Raw genomic sequence first — 12,232 nt, 5'->3', positions numbered from 1 at the left:
CTTAGATATTCTCATCGGAAGATACCAAAGCTCAGAATCAGCTAAAAAAACAAGCCTAAATGCGAAATTCCGTTTTATGGCTATAATGAGGGTCCCCCGGGGACCTTCATTCCATGATCACCCTCAAGGTCACCGGGTGACCTTCACTCCATGGCGCCCCAGGGTCACCGGGTGACCTCCACTCCATGACCACCCTCATGGTCCACCGGAGACCTCCACTCCCTGACTGCCCCAGGGATCCCGAGATAATACTACGGCAACAGGTGCTGCCGACGCGGCACATACATGCCATTATTGGCGCAATATGTATAGGTTACATTGTCCAGCCGGTAGCAGGCCACCATGTTGTACAGCCGCATATTGCGGACCGGATCGCCAGGGTCAGGGACCGTAAATGTCACAACAGCATAGTGACCATACAACCAGCGGGTGTAATCCGTTGCCAATAATGTATCCACAGAGCCATCATCTTCCATGTGTACTGCCAACTGGCAGTACGTGCCTGGATCGCCAAAGCCATGGATCCAGACCTCTCCTTTGCAACCAATCTGTAACCAACTGCACCGTTTATAATCGTATATAGCCATTGTTATCCTCCTGTAGTATTATTGTTATTATTAATTATTGTATATAGTATGTGCTGGTGGTGACCGTGACTTATACATACGCATATCCCTCCGTTTTTTTCCATAATATATATGGTTGATATTGGCGCCCCAAAATCACTTTTTTACGTTTTTTTACAATTTTTTTTTCGGGGTGGCGGAGAATTAATCAAATTTATTATCATCTTATATATGGTTGAAATGAGAAAATGAGGTGTATTCTGATACAATGTTTTTATAGAATTTAAGATCTGTCCTTCTATCTCGCTGTTTTTAAGTGTCAAAAAGTATACAATTTGGGAATATAAATTTAAGAAGAAAAAGAACTGCCAAAAAGTATGTATGATTACTTTTGGCAATTCCCAAAAAGTTAAATGACATTTTGGGAGGTTTATGATAAAATGAGATAAGAGAATAGGTAAGAGGTATCGTAAAATGGGATATTATTATGGATATCATCGGACAAGTACAAAAAAACAGCATTTGGACCGGGGAATTGATGAGATCGAGCAGTTCTGCAGAAACCGTGGGATTCATCTGGAAAAAATTTTTACGGATCAGCAATCGGGCATGAATTTTGATCGTCCCCGCTATATTGTTTTGAGAAATGATATCCTTCGCCCCGGAGATACGCTTATTGTGACCGAAGTTGATCGGCTGGGGAGAAATAAGAAGGAAACACTGAATGAGCTGCAATATTATGCAGATCGTGGAATCAGAGTTATGATTCTCGAAATACCGACTACTTTGCAAGACTTAACAGGATTGCAGGATAATATGGCAGCCATGGTTCTTGATACGATCAATCATATGCTCATTGAGATTTATGCAACGATAGCACAGGCAGAATTTGAAAAACGGGAAAAAAGGCAGCGCGAGGGTATACAAAAGAAGAAGGACAGGGGCGAATGGGCCGATTATGGACGGCCGAAGGCCATGGATTTTGAAAAATTCAAAGAAGAATATAAAAGGGTACAGGAAAAAGAGATCCAGCCATTTGCGCTGATGAGAGAATTGGGATTGTCGCAGTCAACATTTTATCGGTATAAGAAACAGTATGAAGCTGAAATAGAGGAGGGCATATGAACTTTACAGTTATGCACCTGGATGAGCCGGTTGCTCATGTCAGCGTTTCAGATGATAAAAGAAAAGTATTGATTAGGAAGTTTGTGCCGGATTCTTATAAGCAGCCTTTCTGTGGGAATAGGGAAGATATTTTTAGAGTATATGATTTTTTAAAAAGTCGATGCTATGAAAATGAGAGAGCAGATCTGAAACAAATACTGGAATCGGCTGGTATGGCTTCAAACAATCCATGGGAGTGGGTAAAAAAGACTCATGGTGTAACCTATGACGATTTTATATGGATTCGGTTCCCGGGAGAAACTTTACAGTGGAAGGATGTGGCAATAAGATGAGAGAATACACGTTAGATACAAAAGCTCTGGTAATGGTACAGGGGAGCTCCAAGGGAACACAGCCGAAGTATTATGATGACGGCTATTGGTATAAGGCAAATTCAGAAGGATATGAAGGTCTGGCCGAATATCTTGTTTCTCTTGTTTTAAAATGCTCCAATATCAAAGATTATGTTGTTTATGAGCCATGCAAAATTAATGGGAAATCCGGCTGCCGGTCTAAAACATTTTTGAGCAAAACAGAGTCGTTTATCAGCTTTGAGAGGCTTCATGAAGTATATGAAGGAGGGCATCTGTTGGACCGGGTACGGGTTATTCCGGAGCCTGCAGAGAGGATCCAGTTTGTTAAACAATTTGTGAGGGATACAGTAGGTATCGATTGCTCTGAATATCTTTCTCAGGTCTTATCTTTGGATATGCTTACTTTAAACATTGACAGACATTTTAATAATCTGGGTGTCGTTATTGATAATGAAAGCGGGATCTGCCGTCCGGCCCCTGTTTTCGATAATGGGGCGGCGTTATTGAGCAGTTGGGGAAGATTCAATGAGGAAACCATTGAAGAGAATATAGCGCTTGTTTGCGGACAACCCTTTTGCGCGAATTTAAGACGCCAGGCTCTTGAGGCCGGGATCGGCCTGCAGATTGATTACGGACGGTTAGAAACATGTTTAAGCCAGGAACCAGACTCGAGAGCGTTGCGGGTTTTGGATTACCAGCTCGAAGCAAATAGAGATATTATCCCGAATTTTCACCTGAGAGAAGAGTGTTTAGAAGATGAGTGGGAGCATAATCCAAAAGATACTCTTCTGCAGAGAGAGGATGAATGGGAACCGGAATTGTAACAGGATATGATTAAAGTAAAGGGAGAATATCATGAGTCCTTATGAACGATTACTGAATGAATGGAAAAAGGAGAATCTGCAGACGGCAGATGATCTGGCAGGAAAACTGGACAGCTTTCGCGTATTATTTGCCTATCATTCCGGAAAAATTGAAAATGAGAATGTCACTTATCATGATACCAGAGATATTTTTGAAAATGGGAAAATCATTGATTATACAGGTGACATAAGAACTCTGTTTGAGATTCAGAATCAGAAAGAAGCGCATAGATTTATTCTGGAATCCTATGAAGAGCGAAGAGCTATAGACGAAGAGTTTATTAAGCAGCTGCATGCGATCCTGATGAAAGGGTGCTATGATGAACACAGGTGGAATCAAGGGGAACGTCCCGGAGAATATAAGCTGCATGATTATGTAACGGGTATTCGTGAGATCGGTTGTCCACCGGAATATGTGTCTGAGGAAATGGAAGAACTGATAGAGGATATTCAGGAAGCCGTGCCCCCTGAAAAAGCGGTTATTGGGGGTGCTTATCTTCATGCAAAGTTTGAAAATATACATCCATTTGCAGATGGAAATGGGAGAGTAGGAAGAACTTTGATGAATTATTACTTTTTGCTTCAGGGGCATCCTCCGGTGATTATTTACGAAGAGGATCGAAAGAAATATTATGCAGCTTTAGAAGAATTTGACGAAGAATTAAAACTGGATCAGATGATTGGCTTTTTAAAGTCTGAAGCAATAAAGACACACAGCCGTTATCTTGAAAAGCCGTTGGTGATTGCAGATATTGAAAAATGTGGTTATCGGGCAACGGATTCTTTGATTAAAAATATGAGAAAGCTACGGGAAATCTGTGGTACAGACTGCACTCTTAAGGATGTAGAAACATGGAAGTGCAATGGATTTCCTGAAAAAGCTGGTGAATATGCAGAACGAGTTATTGAAGAATTGCGTGATCAGGAGAGGGAAGAAGGTCTGAAAAATTCTTACAAGCCGGATGAGCCACGGTATGAAGAGGATGAATGGGAACCGGAACGGTGATAACTGCAGACAGACATGGAAGTAATAAGGAGACAGAAATGGAGAAAAAATATCGATGGGTAAATGATTCCGTAAAAATTGATTTTCCGCTTCCGAAGCCGATTCAGGAAAAGGTGGATATGTTGGAATATTATGATGAAACGGAAGACTATGGGTATTTTGACGCCTGTGAGGTGTTGGAATGTTATGCAAAGCATTGGGTTCCCGATGAATCAATTACGCAGGAACAATTTGAAAAGCTGTGTGACAGGTATTGCGGAGGATGATATGTGAGGCATAAGAAACTTTGTATTTAATAGCAAGAGGATAAAGGGTGAACGGAATTATAATACTATGGATTAATAAATCCCAAAGTCTAGTATGGCTTTGGGATTTACTTTTAGAAAAAAATAATGGGGGATGAGAAAAAAATAAAAAATATATATTGTTACAAATAAGTTCTAAAAATATAGAAAATAATTAATATAATACTTGATAAAATGAGAACAATATGGTAGTATATAATTGAAAATTAAATTTAATCTTGAAACGCGTTTTGAGGAGAGAACAATGAAAATTGAAGAGTTACCAATTACGGAATTGACAATCATGAAGATTATCTGGGATGCGGATCGTCCTATGCAGCTTGCCGATATTTATGCACAAACAAAGGATGTATACAACAAAAAGTGGCAGTATCAGACGGTGTCGACATATATCCGTTCTTTAGTGCGCCGTGGTTTTCTTCATATGAAACAGGCAGGAAGAGCGTATGATTATACACCTGCAATTAGTGAAGAAGCATATCTGGAATCAATTATGGGATATATGGCGGATTTTTGGGGGAAGAAGTCGCTTCTCTGTCTGGCTTCCAATTTGCGTGAAAACGAGCAGTTAACCGACGAAGAGATAAGAGAGATAGAGGAAATTCTGGATGAGTCTGAGCAGCAGTGAATGGTTTTTCTGCATCTTACTGACTTCCATAACCGGAAGTGTCGCCTATGGCTTGTGGAAGGTACTGGAGCTATTTTTAGAACGGTATAAAAAATATAACTGGCTGGTCTTTTCGGCAAAGTTAGTTGTAATCTTCTGGTTAATGCCTATTGTTTTTTTACGCTTTAAATGTGCATCTTATAATGGACAGGGAGGCGTGAATGATATTTTTGGGATTTCTCCCTTCACATATAGAGTGTTAAAAATAGTGTTTTTTATCTGGCTGTTAGGTTTTTTATGCCAGTGTACCTGGCATTTCAAAAATAAACAGTATTTGAAGTATATAAAAAAGCACAATATTTTGCCGGAACAGGAACTGGTTGATGTAAAAAATATGCTGCAGGAACAATATGGTATAAAACGCAGAGTAGAAATATATAAAAATATCATTTGTACGATACCTCAGGTCAGCGGAATAAGAAAACCAGTCATTCTTCTTCCTGAAAACATAGATATTTCACAAAATACAGAGATTATAATCGGGCATGAATTAATGCATGTTAAACACCGGGATCAGATCTGGTTGTATTTTCTCGTCTGGTTAAAACGAATTCATTGGTTTAATCCGATCGTGTATCTGCTTACAAACGATATTGTGGAGTGGAATGAGATTTATTGTGACAGAGATTTGTGCAAAAAAGAAAATGCTCCTTTTTCTTATCAACAATACTTTAAAGCCATTGCTAATTTTTCAGGGAAGGAAAAGAGGAACAGGATGGGACTGACAATGTCGGCATTATTTGAAAATATGAATAGTGTAAAAAGGAGGGTGCTGAAGTTGAAAGGATATCAGTATATGAAAGAGTTAAAAAAAAGTACGGTACTTTTATTATCGGTTCTCTTTGTAGGAACAGTTACAGTTACTTCTTATGCAGCTAGTGACGGAGTATTGCAGGGATATGATTTTCTTAAAGAACAGACAGAAGTGGTGATTGAGGAAGAATTAGAGGAACCAGAGGTATTGATTGAGGAAATCATTCCAGCCGAAACGGAAAGTAAGATTACAGAAATAGAAATGCCACTCATTGTGACCAGAGGAACCAGCAGTTATACGTGGACGATTCCAGTGAATACGTTGAAAAAAACGATAGAATTTACACCTTGTATAGGTGATGAAATACTTGTAATGGCAAGTATTGAACCGAGTGATTGTTTAACCAGAGTGGGACTCATGGAACCGGATGGTGTGAGAAGAGCGGTATCTTCTACGGGAAAGATAGACCATACTTTTACAATTAGAAAATCGGGAGGTCATAGAGTATATATTGAGAATCAGTCAAATCAAACAATCTCGGTATCATTTGTTTTGAAAAAACCGTAATAATTAAAGGGGCGCGTCCCCTTTAATTAAAAGGCGATTCAATTATAAATTAAATTGAATAATGAATTAAAGATTATTTGGAAATGAGGTGAGTCCAATGAAGAGGCTTATGTAAAATAATCCGTGTATAATAATGTCGTAACAATTTAATTATTTAAATTTGTGCATTCTTTAAAAGAGGAAAGGAGAATTATATGTTAAAACGATTATCTGGGTTATTCTTAGCGATTTGCATTATGTGTGTTTTTTCTTGTACTGCATTTGCACATGCTGCTGAATCATCCGTCAATACGTCTGAAGAAATTCCTTATGAAGCAAAATTTAATAGAAGTAGTCTATTAAATGCTGTTTGCGAGGAAAAGGGAAACGGGGAATTTCTGTTTACTAAGCAATCAGATTTATTAAACAGTGATGATGAATTTGTTGTAGAAGTAACAAAAGTAAAAACTTTGGACAGTGAAGCATATTCAGCATGGAAAGCTGTTTCTGATGCTAAAGCTGGAGTTAATCAATCATTGGTAGGGAGTGCTTATGATACATCTGGTTGGGTACTTATGAGCAGTACATTATATTTTACAAAAGAAGTGAGTGGAACTATTACATTTATCACTGCAAATAAGGCTACTTACAGCTATGACAGAGGACAGCCGACAATTGTTGTAAATAGTATAAAATCTGTCTTAAGCTGTGCCTCACTAGCACAGTCGGGACAAGTGAAGAGTAGTAATACAGTGTTTGGAAGTAATACAACATATACTATTACAGCTCCTTCATCTTGGACAAAAGTTAATATTCAATCACCGGGAGCAATGATCGGAAGTTATTTGGAAATGTCTTTCACGAGAGGAGGAAGCTCTTGGAGTAGCAAGTTATCCAATGAGTATGTAAATAATCTGCAATGAAAGATAAGAAAAGAATAATAGTCATATTATGTGATTTGTTTTGCGCGTCTATGATGATATTCTATCATGATATAAAGCAATGGGCTTTATATATTGGATCAATTTACTATTCAGTGATTTTAAAAGTGATGATTCCATATATATATATCGTTATCTTTTATACCCTTTTTTCTGTTTCTCTGGGAATAGAACGATGTTTAAAGGAAAACAAATCACATCAAGTTTTATACAGCAATATTTTGTGTAGAATAATGGTTCCGATTGTATACATGGTGTATTTACAGATAAACGGATCATTTGTATTATATGCTAAAGAATTATTGATTGTTCCAATCTATTCTATTATTGATTTATTAATGTTCCGACACATTAGATTGAAAAAGTAGGAAGTATTCAATAGGTATGAGACATAGATTGGATCATGAAAGATTATTTCAAACACCGATATTCTAAAAGAATAGAATATCGGTGTTTGAATATGTGTATCTAGCTGTATGTTTTTTTGTTCGTCTAAGAATCTTCTATCTATTTATCGGTTGATATAATGCTATAACATAATAATCATTCAATACTCAATACTCGAGGAGGAACGTCTCGGGTACTTATAATGCTCGTTTTTATTGAAGGGGGGGACATTATAAGAAGAATGTATGAGATGTTTACTGTTGGTTTTATTAATATAAAATGGGACAATATAAATATTTTGTCCCATTTCTTAATTATAAGTATATCATAAAAACGATAACATTACAATATGTTTAACGTGTCGAATTAACACCTATAGATAACTACTATTTATATTGCAAAAACCAAAACTATGTCAAGCCACAGTACGCTGTCCGAAGGACGGGCAGGGCTTGACATAGGCATGACAGTAAGCTTATTAGCGAAGTCGGTTCCAATGGGACCGGCTTTCGCCTTGCTCTGGCGAAGAGCCGGGTCAAGCGTCGCACGCTTGTCCGGGGGTACAGGGGGTGGAAAACCCACTGTTTTAATTTGAACCCCACCAACTCAAGAACAAACATTACCGGATAATTTATAAAGTAGTCCTTGATGATATCTGGGAGTGGCCAGGAAATGAAGGTCCCCAGGGGACCCGAGGGCGGCTACGGAGTGAAGGTCCCCGGGGGACCCTGGGTGGCTATGGAGTGAAGGTCCCCGGTGACCCTGAGGGCGGCCAGGAAGTGAAGGTCACCCGGTGACCCTGAGGGCGGCCAGGAGGTGGAGGTCACCCGGTGACCCTGAGGGCGGTCAAGGATATGAAGGTCACCCGGTGACCCTGAGGGGGCCAGGAAGTGAAGGTCACCCGGTGACCCTGAGGGCGGTCAAGGATATGAAGGTCACCCGGTGACCCTGGGGGCGGCCAGGAAGTGAAGGTCACCCGGTGACCCTGAGGGCGGTCAAGGAAGTGAAGGTCACCCGGTGACCCTGAGGGCGGCCAGAAAGTGAAGGTCACCCGGTGACCCTGGAGGAGGTCAGGAAGTGAAGGTCCCCCGGTGACCCTGGAGGCGGTCAGGAAGTGAAGGTCCCCGGGGGACCCTGGGTGGCTATGGAGTGAAGGTCCCCGGGGGACCCTGGAGCGGCCAGGAAGTGAAGGTCCCCGGGGGACCCTGGGGCGGCTATGGAGTGAAGGTCCCCGGGGGAACCCCGAAAGCGGAAAACCGGCTTGAGCCGGTTTCTTTTATGCCTCCGGCGGCCCGGTATCGAACGTATTCCTGTTATCGCTTCCTTCTTTTTATCATGCTGCCTGTCGCCTGGGCTTTGACGCTGTCATTATAGCTTCATTTCCAGAACCAGCAAGGGGACACTCCTTATCCTCACTTCGTTCCGGTACCGTTTTCACCCCTTGCAGAACCTGTTCATTTCGCATCATTAACAGCTATCAAAACCCCATACGACGACAGGCAGACTTTATACGGATATGAAAAGATAGGAGGTGAACCATACATGAATACGTTCGATACCGGGTGAAAAACCTTCCCCCACCAACTCAAGAACAAACATTACCGGATATGTTTTACAATAATCTTATTGACATTTCATGTTTTTTATAATATGTTCTTAATCGTAGAACATTCTTAATTGTAGAACATTTATGGGTAATAAGGGTAGCAATAACGAAAAGAAGGAGCATATTATTATGGCAATTACAATTTCTGTGTTAAACAACAAAGGTGGAACCGGAAAAACCACCAGTGTCCTGATCATCAGTCAGTTACTTGCTTATCTCGGAAAAAAGGTCTTAGTTGTTGACTTTGATAGTCAGGCCAATAGTTCCATGAGCCTCGGTCATTTGGTAATTGATACTTCCGAAGTGATAAGCGGGATGGAAGCACCAAAAGAACCCAATATCGCAGAATTAATGAAAGGCCGTTATCGCACCAAAGAAGATGTTATGTCTGTGATCTATCCCAGTTCTATTGCAGGGATTGATCTGATTCCGGCAAGCAAACGCCACAAACAGACTCCATATAACATTCTCTTTAATACATCCGCTAATAACAATGTGATATTAAAGCGAGCATTACAGACGGTTCGTGAAGATTATGATTATATACTGATTGACAATGCACCGGCAGACGATATACTGACAACCAACAGTCTTTATGCAAGTGATTTTATCATTTGTCCAGCTAATGCAGAATCGTACAGCCGGAAGGGAATTGAAGAAACCTTAGACAATGTTTTACGAATCAAAGAGGATTTTGATATTCCAGTCACGGTTAAAGGAGTATACATTACACGGGTTGAATCCAATACAGTTATTTTTCGGGCTATATATGATGAGCTGTGTCAGAGTCTGGGGGATATGTTTTTCAGAACCTATATCGCAAAAGACGTTAAGGCAAGCGAAGCGATATCACAGAATCTTCCAATTCTGCAATATTGCCCTTCTACCCGTTGTGTTTTTGATTATGCCAAACTGCTGTTAGAAATGGATATTTTAAACGAAACGGATACCTTGTGCTTAAAGAAATCGATTGGAATGGAGGAATAGATTATGGGACGACAGAAATTTAATTTTCAGAGACCGGCTGATAATATGAATGGAGGAATGCCTGCGGAAAATCGTGTGGAAGCCCTTGCACAGAAGCTTGAAAAAAAGGAGCCGGAACGAAACGAATTCAAGGTTATTAAGATACCTAGAAACAGGATCGTAACAAATCCAAAGAATGATTATCCCATTGACGATATTGATAAACTGGCTGATTCCATTCTGCATTTTGGGTTACAGCAACCACTTGTTGTAATTTACGATATCGACAATGATTTGTATATGCTGGAAGCCGGAGAACGCCGTACTACGGCCCTTGATAAGATCATTGGAGAATACAGAGATTATAATGGAGATCCGGAAGACCGTAATTACAAGGATTATCTTCGGAATGTCAAAGAATATGAAGGGGGGTATCCTTGTAAGATTAATCGGACGCTCAAAGATGGAATGTCACCGGAAGAAAGACGCAGGGCCGAAGCTGAAAGTGAAATCCGTCTGATTATCACCAATGACGAAATTCGGGAAAAAGATCCTGTTTTACAGCAGAAGAAATTGAAAAGACTGGAAGAATTATATGCTATCATTTATCAGGATGAACCGGTCAATATCATCAAAACGCTGGCACAAGAAACTGGGCTGGGTGAATCACAAATAAAGCGTTATCGTTCTATTGATAAATTGATTCCTGAACTCAAAAAAGAATTCGAGAAGCATAATATCACCTTGAAAGAAGGAAGTAGTTATTCCAAACTTTCAGAAGAAGAACAGCGGACTATCTATGAAATGATACAGGCTGGAAAGACAGTTTCAGCTGCAGAAGCGGAAAATATGAAACGGCAGAAAGAAAAAGCCGATCAGGAACTTGCCCGACTGCAGGACAGTTTGAAAATAACTGCCGCTCAGAATACGGAAGCTTTAGAAAAGCTCCGAAAAAATAAAGAGGAAGAAATTAAAGAAAAACAGGCAGTAATTGACAATCTTGAAAAGGATCTGAAAATCCTTAAGGACACTCATACAGAGATGGAAAAGGCTCAGGCTGAAAAATTAAAGGCACAATATGAAGCACAGCTTACATCTCTGAAAAAGGAACGGGACGATTTGGAAAAGGCCCATGCTCAAACCGAAGAGAAGCTTCGTCAGGAGTTGGACGCCGCGGAAAAAGAAAAAGCACAGAATTTGGAAACCATTAAAGCGACTCTCGAATATGAGACAGCCATTGAAAATTGGAAAGCCGCAACTGACAAATTGCAAAAAGCTTATAAGAGGTATTCCGCTTCCGGCATGACTGCTTTACCCGCCCCTGAAACTCTTTTCAATAAATAACAATTTACTCCCGGAGGATATATCCTCCGGGAGATAGAAAGGAATAGAAATGAACGCTGAAGCTATTTTTAAACAAAATTTATATCGCTTACGATCTGAACATGGTTATTCAAAAATGGCAGTAGCAAATGGTATCAAGATTGCGCGTAGCTACTATGGATACCTAGAAGAACCAGGAAAACATGTTTGTCCGTCTTTTGAAGTTATGGATAAAATTGCAGAATTTTATAATATAACGGTTGACGAGTTGTTTAAATAACTTTACCTATTCCCTATATTATTAATCGTAATATAGGATTGCCATAACAGAGAAGGTGTAGCCTTCTCTCCTTCTAAAAACACATCCCAAAGTGATGATGGGCTTTGGGATGTAACTATGAGATTTTTAAGATACCTCCAGAAGATGTAACCTCTGGAGGTATTATTTTTGGGGTCCCCGGGGGACCCTGGAGGTGGTCATTGAGTGAAGGTCCCCGGGGGACCCTGAGGGCGGTCAAGGATATGAAGGTCACCCGGTGACCCTGAGGGGGCCAGGAAGTGAAGGTCACCCGGGGGACCCTGGGGTGGTCAGGAAATGAAGGTCCCCGGGGGACCCTAGGCGGCTATGGAGTGAAGGTCCCCGGGGGACCCTGAGGAGGCTATGGAGTGAAGGTCCCCGGGGGACCCTGGAGCGGCCAGGAAGTGAAGGTCCCCGGGGGACCCTGAGGGCGGTCAAGGATATGAAGGTCACCCGGTGACCCTGAGGGGGCCAGGAAGTGAAGGTCACCCGGGGGACCCTGGGGTGGTCAGGAAATGAAGGTCCC

General features: G+C 40.7%; 12 protein-coding genes. 11 read left to right on the top strand and 1 reads right to left on the bottom strand.

Features of this window, described 5'->3' with window-relative positions:
- Positions 1–251: 251 nt before the first annotated feature.
- Complete coding sequence (locus tag QJ036_RS07585) at positions 252–587, bottom strand: hypothetical protein (RefSeq protein ID WP_283230786.1); 336 nt, start codon at positions 585–587, stop codon at positions 252–254.
- A gap of 453 nt (positions 588–1,040) precedes the next feature.
- On the opposite strand from QJ036_RS07585, the gene QJ036_RS07580 reads away from it, so the two are divergent.
- The 11 genes from QJ036_RS07580 (at position 1,041) to QJ036_RS07530 (ending at position 11,688) form a co-directional block, all read left to right on the top strand.
- The gene (locus QJ036_RS07580) at positions 1,041–1,691 is read left to right on the top strand and encodes a recombinase family protein (RefSeq protein WP_283230785.1); all 651 of its coding nucleotides are present in this window, start codon (positions 1,041–1,043) and stop codon (positions 1,689–1,691) included.
- Positions 1,688–2,023: a hypothetical protein gene (locus tag QJ036_RS07575; protein ID WP_283230784.1), complete on the top strand. Its 336-nt coding sequence runs from the start codon at positions 1,688–1,690 to the stop codon at positions 2,021–2,023. The genes QJ036_RS07580 and QJ036_RS07575 overlap by 4 nt, the downstream gene beginning before the upstream one ends.
- Complete coding sequence (locus QJ036_RS07570) at positions 2,020–2,868, top strand: HipA domain-containing protein (protein ID WP_283230783.1); 849 nt, start codon at positions 2,020–2,022, stop codon at positions 2,866–2,868. The genes QJ036_RS07575 and QJ036_RS07570 overlap by 4 nt, the downstream gene beginning before the upstream one ends.
- A gap of 31 nt (positions 2,869–2,899) precedes the next feature.
- Entirely contained in the window at positions 2,900–3,913 is a 1,014-nt protein-coding gene (locus tag QJ036_RS07565; RefSeq protein ID WP_283230782.1) for a Fic family protein, read from the top strand.
- A gap of 38 nt (positions 3,914–3,951) precedes the next feature.
- Entirely contained in the window at positions 3,952–4,179 is a 228-nt protein-coding gene (locus tag QJ036_RS07560; RefSeq protein WP_283230781.1) for a hypothetical protein, read from the top strand.
- Between the two features lie 283 nt (positions 4,180–4,462).
- The gene (locus tag QJ036_RS07555; RefSeq protein ID WP_283230780.1) at positions 4,463–4,846 is read left to right on the top strand and encodes a BlaI/MecI/CopY family transcriptional regulator; all 384 of its coding nucleotides are present in this window, start codon (positions 4,463–4,465) and stop codon (positions 4,844–4,846) included.
- Positions 4,827–6,206 carry a M56 family metallopeptidase gene (locus tag QJ036_RS07550; protein ID WP_283230779.1) on the top strand — a complete coding sequence of 460 codons (1,380 nt, stop codon included), beginning with the start codon at positions 4,827–4,829 and terminating at the stop codon, positions 6,204–6,206. The genes QJ036_RS07555 and QJ036_RS07550 overlap by 20 nt, the downstream gene beginning before the upstream one ends.
- Before the next feature lie 194 nt (positions 6,207–6,400).
- The gene (locus QJ036_RS07545; RefSeq protein ID WP_283230778.1) at positions 6,401–7,108 is read left to right on the top strand and encodes a hypothetical protein; all 708 of its coding nucleotides are present in this window, start codon (positions 6,401–6,403) and stop codon (positions 7,106–7,108) included.
- A 2,140-nt stretch (positions 7,109–9,248) separates the two neighbouring features.
- Entirely contained in the window at positions 9,249–10,106 is an 858-nt protein-coding gene (locus tag QJ036_RS07540; protein WP_283230777.1) for a ParA family protein, read from the top strand.
- Between the two features lie 3 nt (positions 10,107–10,109).
- Positions 10,110–11,429: a ParB/RepB/Spo0J family partition protein gene (locus tag QJ036_RS07535; protein WP_283230776.1), complete on the top strand. Its 1,320-nt coding sequence runs from the start codon at positions 10,110–10,112 to the stop codon at positions 11,427–11,429.
- Between the two features lie 49 nt (positions 11,430–11,478).
- Positions 11,479–11,688: a helix-turn-helix transcriptional regulator gene (locus QJ036_RS07530; protein ID WP_283230775.1), complete on the top strand. Its 210-nt coding sequence runs from the start codon at positions 11,479–11,481 to the stop codon at positions 11,686–11,688.
- Positions 11,689–12,232: the final 544 nt, after the last annotated feature.

Source organism: Fusibacillus kribbianus (assembly GCF_030053595.1).
In the GTDB taxonomy this organism is placed as follows: Bacteria; Bacillota; Clostridia; order Lachnospirales; family Lachnospiraceae; genus Lientehia; species Lientehia kribbiana.
The sequence above is the reverse complement of the archived record's forward strand: the minus strand, read 5'-3'. Positions and strand labels throughout refer to the sequence as shown.

What these genes read in the sequence shown, in the direction of transcription:
- QJ036_RS07585 (WP_283230786.1), bottom strand. Translation starts at nt 587, where the DNA reads ATGGCTATATACGATTATAAACGGTGCAGTTGGTTACAGATTGGTTGC.
- QJ036_RS07580 (WP_283230785.1), top strand. Translation starts at nt 1,041, where the DNA reads ATGGGATATTATTATGGATATCATCGGACAAGTACAAAAAAACAGCAT.
- QJ036_RS07575 (WP_283230784.1), top strand. Translation starts at nt 1,688, where the DNA reads ATGAACTTTACAGTTATGCACCTGGATGAGCCGGTTGCTCATGTCAGC.
- QJ036_RS07570 (WP_283230783.1), top strand. Translation starts at nt 2,020, where the DNA reads ATGAGAGAATACACGTTAGATACAAAAGCTCTGGTAATGGTACAGGGG.
- QJ036_RS07565 (WP_283230782.1), top strand. Translation starts at nt 2,900, where the DNA reads ATGAGTCCTTATGAACGATTACTGAATGAATGGAAAAAGGAGAATCTG.
- QJ036_RS07560 (WP_283230781.1), top strand. Translation starts at nt 3,952, where the DNA reads ATGGAGAAAAAATATCGATGGGTAAATGATTCCGTAAAAATTGATTTT.
- QJ036_RS07555 (WP_283230780.1), top strand. Translation starts at nt 4,463, where the DNA reads ATGAAAATTGAAGAGTTACCAATTACGGAATTGACAATCATGAAGATT.
- QJ036_RS07550 (WP_283230779.1), top strand. Translation starts at nt 4,827, where the DNA reads ATGAGTCTGAGCAGCAGTGAATGGTTTTTCTGCATCTTACTGACTTCC.
- QJ036_RS07545 (WP_283230778.1), top strand. Translation starts at nt 6,401, where the DNA reads ATGTTAAAACGATTATCTGGGTTATTCTTAGCGATTTGCATTATGTGT.
- QJ036_RS07540 (WP_283230777.1), top strand. Translation starts at nt 9,249, where the DNA reads ATGGCAATTACAATTTCTGTGTTAAACAACAAAGGTGGAACCGGAAAA.
- QJ036_RS07535 (WP_283230776.1), top strand. Translation starts at nt 10,110, where the DNA reads ATGGGACGACAGAAATTTAATTTTCAGAGACCGGCTGATAATATGAAT.
- QJ036_RS07530 (WP_283230775.1), top strand. Translation starts at nt 11,479, where the DNA reads ATGAACGCTGAAGCTATTTTTAAACAAAATTTATATCGCTTACGATCT.